The organism is Verrucomicrobiota bacterium, from assembly GCA_016871535.1.
Taxonomy (GTDB): Bacteria; Verrucomicrobiota; Verrucomicrobiia; order Limisphaerales; family SIBE01; genus VHCZ01.
In genome coordinates, this window is the sequence record VHCZ01000247.1 from 1 (window position 1) to 8,946 (window position 8,946).

Sequence of the window (8,946 nt, forward strand, 5' to 3'; positions counted from 1 at the left end):
TCTCTCCGGCTCTCTCCCCACTCCTTCCTCGCGGGGAGAGAGAGGAAAACGAGGCGAGCGTTTTTGATGCCGAACACAGTCGGCCTGTGCTAACCAACCTCGATTTTCAGACACATCACTAGCGGTGAGCGACGCGCTCGGCGTTCTGCCGGCGCAGCGTCAGTGGGCCGACCCATCGGGTGTTGTACTTCCGCGTCCACCACTCACTGCCCGGGAGCGCGTCCGGGAGTTCGGCGTAACGTTGAGCGTCCATGCCATTGAACGGCAGAGGCTCGACCGTCGTGCCGCGTGCGACGTGGAAATCCGCATCCTTGTCCCAACCCACGGTGAAAAGGAAGAAATCGCGAGTGTAACCGGGCGGTTTCTCGGGCAAACGATTCGTCGAGAACGTCAGCGTAAGCTCGTCACCGCCATTAAGGATCGCCAGCGCGTCGTCGCGTTTGGCGATCAATTCGCTCACGTCGCCATAACGCGTGCACCAACCCGATGGTGTGATCCGCCAATGAGCGCGCGCGTTGACTTGGTCATAATTCGGCGTCAGCGGCAGAGTCCAAGCCGTGTCATCGAACTCACTGAAGCCGCGCCAGTGCAAGTCGGTTCCATCCGGGAGAAGCGACGTCAGGTTCGCGAGACTCGAATCCGCCCGCTCGAAAAGCGCCGCTTCATCCCAATGAACCTCAAACGCCGCGCTCAGCCGCAGCTTGTGGCTGTGAGGAGGGAGTTTCCCGGTGAGATCAACCATCATGCGTTTGGTCTTCCCAGCCGGCGCGCCGACCGCAACGTCCACAGGTTTCCATTCCTCTCCAATCTGCGCTTCCAGCTTCGGGAACGGGAACGGCAAATCCGGCTCCAGCGAGGCGGCGATGTTTGCCATTCCGCCGCCAAATCTTAGCCAGCCCGTCAGCGCGAGCACCAGCGGGCGATCCGTCTGCAAAGGGCCGAAATCCAGCGTGACGCTGTAGGGTTCGGCCAGTCCGCGCAATTGCGGCGCGCGTAGTTGAACCGGCGACGCCATCTGGCCATCCACGCGGAGCAACGCGCGCGTCACGTCCTGGCCGTCGTGGCGGACGGCGCCCCGCAGCGGTTTGCGATTCCGCAGCAACGCAAGTTCGCTCGGAGGAAACGGTTTGTCCGGAAGAAGCTTGTCGGTTGGATACACCGCCGTGCCTTCGGGATGATCGACCACGACCAGCCTGGCTTCATCCAGATACAGAATCTCGCGAAGCTCCTCGGTGATTTGGACGACATAGTTCGTGCCGCGCGGTTGAACCGATTTATCGTCGCCGAGCCAGACGTATTCGTCCGGATCCGCTTCGATGTACCGCCGCTCGGCGATGGGCAAACCCACGGGCGATGCGCCCAGGATGTCCGTGATGAATTTGAACCGAGTGCCGTCCCAGGTGTAGAGGTACGGACACGAGCCCGTCGGCAACATGATTTCCAAAACGGGCAAGACCGTCTGGCAATCCACTTTCACATCGACCACATTCCAGGCGAGGTCGAACCAATGGACGGTCATGGAATTCAATTGCTCGTGCCGGCCCACGCCGATCTCGATCGGAAGCTGGCGAACGGTCCGGATCGCGCGCAACCCGCCGGCCGTGACCTCGATCCGCGTGCCCAGTCCGCTGGGATTGGAGCGGTTGCCCAGGAGCCGGAGTTTGAGCTGATGATTCTTGTTCCCGCCGTCGTTGCGGAACAGTTTCAAGCCCGATCCCTCCACTTCGAACAGCAAGTCCGGATCGCAATCATGATCGAAGTCCGCGGCGGTGACGGATCTGATTCTGCCTCTCAAGTTCGCGAGTCCCAGTTCCTGAGTTGTCTCCTTGAATCCGGCGCGGCCTTGATTGCGCCAGATTCGGAAGCCATCGCCCGAGGCACAGATATCGAGCCAACCGTCGTTGTCGTAGTCCACCAGCGTCAAGTGGGTGATGGCGGCGTTGCCGAGCGGTATGATCGTTTGATTCGTCAGGCCGTTGAAGAAGCACACAATCTTGTCAGGCGTTGCGGTCACGAGATCGGCTCGCAGATCATTGTTCAAATCACCGAGAGTCACAACCGCGTCGCTGGAGACATCCGGAGGCAGGTTTGTAGAAACGAACGGACCGCCGCGTTGTTTGGCCAGGAGCAAGGGCGGTTGGCCGGTCTGCGTGATGAACAGGTCCATTAAATCGTCCTGGTTCCAATCGTCCATGACCAACTCGCGGGCGACGGTGAGCGTCGCAGGCACGCCCGACGTCGCCGTGATGTCCTTGAAATACATTTGGCCGAGGTTGCGGAAAACTTGCACCGTGTTCGAGCGGGTCACGGCCACCAAATCCAGGCTTCCGGTGAAATCGAGATCGGCCAGCGCGCCGTCAATGGCGGAAAGCGTGTTCAGCCGCGAGAAGGCGGACATGTCTGTCACCGTTCCGTTGGTCGCGAACTTGAAGACGTGCGTGCCTTGCGGCCCCAGCACGATGACATCTTCGGTCCGGTCGCTCTGCAGTTGCGTGTTGTTCAGGTCGCCCACCAAACATTTCGTGAACGTGGCGCCGGGAGTAGCTGGAATCACTTCGCCCAGCGCGGCGAACGTGCCGTTGGTACTCGTCAACACGCGGAAGCCGTGGGCGCCTTCCATGACGAACAGGTCGTGGTGCCCGTCGTGAGTGAGATCGAAGACGCCAATCGGTCCGCGAAACTTTTCCCCGCCCCCGGCGCCCGCGAAGGATTCTTTGGTCGCGTCGGAGAATTTGACTCGGATGCCGGCCAGATCCGGTTGCTCCAGCTTGAACGGCAAGCGCGCCTGAGTGTGGACGCAGCGTTCGTAAGTGGCCGGATTCGCTATCTGCCCTTGTGACTTGGCGGCGATCTGCCGATGCAACTCCAAATGCTCGTTCGCTTCCTCCGGGCGGTTGGCGCGGATCAACGCCTGGCTGAGGCTGTAGTGCGCGGCGGGATGATTGGTCTCGTATTCGCACGTCAATTGAAAGCAGGCGATGGCGTCATTCCAGTTCTTCAAATTCTGGTGGGCCAGCCCAAGCTGAAAATGCGCTGCCGCCACGGTTTGATCGACCTGCACCGATTGCTGGAGGGCCTTGACCGCTTCCTCGAATTGGTTCAGCCGCAGATGCGCGCAACCTTTGACGTAATACGCGGCGGCCGAGTTTGGGTCCAGCTTGAGCACTTCGTCCGCGTGCCGGACCGCGTTGGTGCCCTGACCCGCCAGAAGATAAGCGTTGGCCAGATTCAAGTGCGCGTCCGGATGCGTGGGATTCGACGCCACGGCCCTGGCAAAGGCGTCGAGGGCTTTTTGAGCTTCGCCCTTGTCGTAGTAGTTTTTGCCGACGTTCATGAAATGGGTGAACTCGTCATCCGCGGATTGCTGCATCCGGCAAGAGGCGGCCCCGGCGGCCAAAATCACAACGACAAGAAATGCGAGCCAACGCGAGCCGGATCGCGGACGGATGTCTGATTCTTCCTGGGTGCGCATGAGGCGAGAATATCGCCGATCAACCGCCGTGCAAGGGAATCGTGGGCAGGGCCGCACGTCCGGGCAGTCTCCGCCGGAATGGGGAGCACACGCGCCCTCACGTGTTCCGACTGGCGCCTCGCCAGTCGGAGCGTCGTTGAAACCATGGCACTGAATGGGATGGTTCAGTTCGATTGAATGGAGGCGGCGAGGCGCCGACTCCAGCACGCGGAGGCGCGTGCGCTCCCCAGCCGACCCGGCGTTGCGGGAAGTTCCTTCTCACGAACCGAGCCGGATCCGCGCGTAGCTGATCGTTTGGGGCTTTCCGGCCTGCTGGCCCAGCAACTCCAGGGTGTTCGAAGGCGGCGAACCGGCGCGCGGCGTCGCCGTGAAGAAACTCGTGAACGGCGCCTTCAATCGGACCACCGACGTTGGACCGGGAAGGCCGGCCGGCTCCAATTCGATCAAACGATTTTCCGAAACGGCTTTGCCCGTGGCGTCGTGGCCATGGACGTAGTAGAAAACGAACAACCGGTTCTCCGGCGTGATCTGGAAGCGTGCTGCTGAAGGAATTTCGCGACGTAGCCCGTCATCGCCGGTGCGCAGGAGCGATCGGCGCGAAACCACTTGGCCATCGCGGACCAAGGCGTAGTTGAGCGAGTGCGACTGGCGGGCGGCCGGGAAGAACTTCTCGCGCAGCCGGTCGTCGATGGCGCGCTCGGTCCAGAGCAAATGCACCGCGCCATCCGGCGCGACCCATAAGTCGGCTGGAAAAAGCCAGCCGGCAGTTTGCTCGCGGCTCGCGATTTCGATCCAGTCGCGAAATCCTTCGCGGGTGATGTCGGGCGTCCAGGTGAAGAACAGCCGGCGAAAATCGTAGTCCCAGTCGCGCCCGGTGAGTTGCTTTTTGAAGTCGCGCCATTTGAGGTTTGGCTCGACGATGTCGCTGACGCCGCAGAAATAGGCGGCTCGGTTTTGGAGCGCGATGTTCGGATAGCAAATGCGGATCGGTTGCGGCTTGTCATACTCGGCGCCCCAGGGCCACCTCAGTTGGCCTTGCGCGGACCATTTGGCATCGCGGTCGAGGAAGGCCCATTCGGCGTGGGTGTAATCGATGTTTTGAAAGAGAATCAGTTCCCGATTCGAGGCATCGGCGGCCAGGCTGCGGTAGGAATGCTCGCTGAAACGTGGGTTTCCTTTCCAGCCGGGGAGCAGCGTTTCGGCTGAGGCCTTGGGATTGATGGCGGAGAAAGCCAGAATCTCGGGCCGGGCCGGACCACCGCCTTCGTGCGAGGGGCTGGCCAGCGTGGGATTGGCCGAGAGAAACAGGCGGCCATCCGCGAACGCCGCCATCGGCGACGGCTCGCGGGTGCGACCCGTGTCCTCCACGCAGACCTTCTCCCAACCGGACGGCTCGCGCTTGAATAACATCCACCGGCAATTGTTGAGCGGCTTCGCGTCCGGGATCGTTTCCAGGCCGCTGGCAAACACGTGCTCGCCGACGCGCACCAGGCATGTCGAACCGGCGCACCACATCGGCCCGGCCCCATTGTTGGCGGGCGTGAACGTGTAAACGTCCTCCTCAACTTCCACGACAGGCCGGATTGCTTTCGCGGCGGCCAGCGTGGAGGAGGCCGACACCAACAAAGGAGGAATCAGCAGCAGAGCTTTCATGCGAAGGAAGCTACTCTGTCGGGCTTACTGCGTCACGGGTTTCCGGCGCGATGTGCACACTTCTCGAACTGTGCCCAGAACCCAGGTCGAAGAATTGCCTTCTCCTGCCGCTCGGCTGCTGGCATAAGGCGCGGCACACTGTTATGCCTCATCTACCAAGACTGCTTGCGTTGTCCATTTTCCTCGCTGCCGCAGGTTGCCTTTCGCCTACGAATGAGACCGCTCTCCGGGCGCCGTTCGATGGACCGGGACCGCAAGGCGATGGTTCCGTGCTGCTGCCGAATCAGTGGTTTCTCCGTTCGGTCGGACGGCAGATCCTCCTGGGCGATTTCCCGGTCAACATCGCGCTGCATCCGGGCGGCCGGCATGCGGCGGTGTTGCACAGCGGCCATGGGCAACATGAAATCGTCGTCGTCGATGTGACCGCGTCGAAGATCATCTCACGAGCCAACCTGGAGGAGAGCTTTTACGGAATCGAGTTTTCAAGCGATGGCAAAACGCTTTTCTGCAGCGGCGCGGGCGACGAAGTGATTCACCGGTTTTCCTTCGCCGGCGGGTTTCTGAACGACCCGCAAACGGTCAAACTCCGCGAAGGGAACGAGCGGGGAATTCCCGCGGGATTGGCCATCACCCAGGACGCAACGAAGTTATTCGTGGCGAACCTGTGGGGGCACCGCGTCAGCGAAGTGGATGTTCCGAACCGGATCAACGCGGGTGATATTTTGCTGGGCACGAACGCCGCTCCGACTTTGGCGAGCAGCCCTGCGAGCCCGGCGGGTTCCGATCAAGATGCCATCACGAAGCGCGCCGAGGCGCTCCTGGATCAAACGACTTCGGCAGACCCGTTTCCGTATGACTGTGTGCTCGACGAGAAACGCGGCCGGCTTTACGTGAGCTTGTGGGCCCAATCCTCGGTCGCCGTCATGGACCTGAAGAGCACCAAAACCGTCCTCGCTCGCTGGTCCACCGACCCACACCCCAATGAAATGGTCTTGTCCAAATCGGGCGCGCATTTGTTCGTCGCCAACGCGAATCACAACACGATCAGCGTGATCGATACGGCAAGCGGGCGAACGGTGGAATCGCTCGTCGCCGAGCTTCGTCCCAATTCCCCGCCGGGGTCCACACCGAACAGCCTGGCGCTCTCGCCGGACGAGAAGTTCTTGTTCGTGGCGAATGCCAACATCAACGCGCTGGCCGTGTTCGACGTGTCCGCGATTGGCAAAAGCCGGTCGCTCGGATTCATTCCCGTGGGCTGGTATCCGACCTCGGTTCGAGTGACCCCCGACGGCAAACGCTTGTTGGTGGCGAACGGGAAGGGAATCATTCCCAAGGCCAATCGCTACGGTCCGCAGCCGGGCCGAGACGCGCCGACTACGGTCCGCGAGTACATCGGCGGGCTGTTTCGCGGGACCCTCAGCGTCATCGACCTTCCTGGACGCGAGCGGTTCGAGGAACAGATGAAGCAATACACCGCCCAGGCATATCGTTGCATGCCACGAGCAGAGCGGATCGTGAACTCCGCGGAGTTCGACCGCAATCCCGTGCCGCGAAAAATCGGCGACCCATCCCCGATCAAATATTGCATCTACATCATCAAGGAGAACCGAACTTACGATCAGATCCTCGGCGACATGCCGGAAGGCAATGGCGATCCGTCGCTGTGCCTTTTTCCGGAGCGCGTCACGCCCAACCACCACCAGCTCGCCCGTGAATTCGTGCTCCTGGACAATTTTTACGTGGAAAGCGAAGTCAGCGCGGATGGCCACGAATGGACGATGGGAGCATACGCGACCGACTTCGTGGAAAAATCGTGGCCGCTCAGTTATGGACACAACCGGCACAAGAAGTATCCGTATCCCGCCGAGGGGAATTTCGCCATCGCCCGGCCGGCGGGCGGATATCTCTGGGACCGGGCGCGGGAAGCGGGGGTGAGCTACTTCAGTTTCGGCGAGTTCATCAACAACGGCGCCACGCCGGACCAACCCGGCACGTCGCGTGTGGCCGTCCTGCAAGGTCATTTCGATCCGTGGTACCGCGGTTTCGACATGGACTATCCCGACTCCAAGCGCGCCGACCGGTTCATTGCCGAGTTGAACCGCTTCGAGCGCGAGGGCGCGATGCCGCGCCTCGTGGTGGTGCGTCTGCCGAATGATCATACCTCCGGAACTTCCGTGGGCAAACCGACGCCGACTGCCTACATGGGAGACAATGATCTGGCGTTGGGCCGCGTGGTCGAGGCGGTCACGCGCTCGAAGTTCTGGCCGCAGACGGCGATTTTCGTGGTGGAGGATGACGCGCAGAACGGCCCGGATCACGTCGATGCGCATCGCACCCTCGCGTATGTGATCAGCCCGTATGTGAAGCGCGCGTCGGTCGATTCCACGATGTACTCGACCGCCAGCATGCTGCGGACGATGGAATTGATCTTGGGCTTGAAACCGATGTCTCAATTCGACGCCTCCGCCATGCCGATGTTCCGGTGCTTCCAGCCGAAGCCGGATTTTCGGCCTTACACGGCGCGGCCGGTCACGGTGGACTTGAACGAGAAGAACGCGAAGACGGCCTGGGGAAACAAACTTTCGGAGCAGATGGATTTCACGAAGGAGGACGTCGCCGACGATCTCCTGTTGAACGAAGTCGTCTGGCGCTCCGTGCGCGGCCCGGATTCCCCCATGCCCGCGCCCAAGCGCGCCGCGTTCGTCTTCGGCAAAGGCGGGGATAAAGACGACGATTGATTTGGACAAGAATCGGGGTTGTCTCCGGAGCCGAAGTGAGTAGACTGTCGGCGGCTTGAGCGCCGAACAAATGAGACGAGTGGACATCGCCAGATCACAAGGCGGCTTTTTACCGGGAGCGAGAATGCGGATTTTCACGTTATCTCTGTTGTTGCTGGCCTTCGGGCAGGCCGCGTTCCCGGCCAGAGCGGCCTTCGTGCACGTCGGGGAGGTCGCGGCGGACCTGACCCTGAAAAAGCGCAAAACCGGCGAGACCGTCAGCTTGAGAGATTTTGCCGGGAAAGTGATTTTTCTCGATCTCTTCGCGTATTGGTGAGGGTCCTGCAAGTTGCTCTCGCCGGTCGTCGAGAAAGACATCAACGAATATTACAAAGCGCGGAATGGAACGCCGGCGGGGGTGCAAGTCGTGGTCATCGCCATCAACACCGATCTTACCAGCCAGTCGAGAACGGACAGTTTCATCCAAAGTGTCGGATTTGACCTGGTGCTGGATGATCCGGAATGGAGGAGCTACGCGCAATTCGGTCCCGGCAACTCGGCTTCGCGCTACGTGATCATCAACGGATTGGCCGATTCTCCCAGCCACAAGCAGTGGGAAGTCCTCTTCAACCAGGTTTACTTTCAACCGCGCCAGCCGGAGGTCCTTCGCGCGATCACCGAAACGGTCAAACCGCCCGTCGCGGCCGAACCTGTCCGGCCCGCGCTGGGAAGGGTTCGCCGAGCCGAGTCGGGAGCGGTTGAATTCGCTCTGAGTGGCGAGCCGGGCCGAAGGTACCACGTTGAATTCTCAACTGACCTTCGCAGTTGGACCCGCGTGGCCACGCTCACCGCCACGGCGGAGGGAACGACTCACCGCGACGACCGCGCCGTGAGGGAATAGGCGGTCGCTGGATAAGGCCTCCCGCAAAGATCGTCAAGGTCGCAAAGGCAGAATGAAACTTTGGCAACTTTGGCGATAGGGCGCGTCGTTCCTCCTCGGTAGCCGTTTGGAGATACGAGGGTTGGCATTTTTTTCGGAACATTCCTCTTTCACTGTTTTACGCTCGCGGCATGAGCAAACACAAACGCCGCGACCTTTCCGCC

5 protein-coding genes are annotated in these 8,946 nt (G+C 61.1%); 3 read left to right on the plus strand and 2 right to left on the minus strand.

Translation table 11 applies throughout. From position 1 onward, the window contains the following. Window positions 1–118: 118 nt before the first annotated feature. Together FJ398_22530 and FJ398_22535 are read right to left on the minus strand one after the other, a co-directional pair. The gene (locus FJ398_22530) at window positions 119–3,472 is read right to left on the minus strand and encodes a tetratricopeptide repeat protein (GenBank protein ID MBM3840685.1); all 3,354 of its coding nucleotides are present in this window, start codon (window positions 3,470–3,472) and stop codon (window positions 119–121) included. A gap of 258 nt (window positions 3,473–3,730) precedes the next feature. Continuing rightward, entirely contained in the window at window positions 3,731–5,125 is a 1,395-nt protein-coding gene (locus tag FJ398_22535) for a hypothetical protein (protein MBM3840686.1), read from the minus strand. Between the two features lie 143 nt (window positions 5,126–5,268). On the opposite strand from FJ398_22535, the gene FJ398_22540 reads away from it, so the two are divergent. From FJ398_22540 to FJ398_22550, 3 genes are read left to right on the plus strand one after another with little or no spacing between them, the layout of a single operon-like run. After that, the gene (locus FJ398_22540; GenBank protein MBM3840687.1) at window positions 5,269–7,863 is read left to right on the plus strand and encodes a YncE family protein; all 2,595 of its coding nucleotides are present in this window, start codon (window positions 5,269–5,271) and stop codon (window positions 7,861–7,863) included. 55 nt (window positions 7,864–7,918) lie between these two features. After that, window positions 7,919–8,179: a hypothetical protein gene (locus FJ398_22545; GenBank protein MBM3840688.1), complete on the plus strand. Its 261-nt coding sequence runs from the start codon at window positions 7,919–7,921 to the stop codon at window positions 8,177–8,179. Between the two features lie 12 nt (window positions 8,180–8,191). Continuing rightward, on the plus strand, window positions 8,192–8,743 hold the full coding sequence (locus FJ398_22550; protein MBM3840689.1) for a hypothetical protein: 552 nt from the start codon (window positions 8,192–8,194) through the stop codon (window positions 8,741–8,743). Window positions 8,744–8,946: the final 203 nt, after the last annotated feature.

Coding starts and splice junctions, on each gene's coding strand:
- FJ398_22530 (MBM3840685.1), bottom strand. CDS start 3,472: ATGCGCACCCAGGAAGAATCAGACATCCGTCCGCGATCCGGCTCGCGT.
- FJ398_22535 (MBM3840686.1), bottom strand. CDS start 5,125: ATGAAAGCTCTGCTGCTGATTCCTCCTTTGTTGGTGTCGGCCTCCTCC.
- FJ398_22540 (MBM3840687.1), top strand. CDS start 5,269: ATGCCTCATCTACCAAGACTGCTTGCGTTGTCCATTTTCCTCGCTGCC.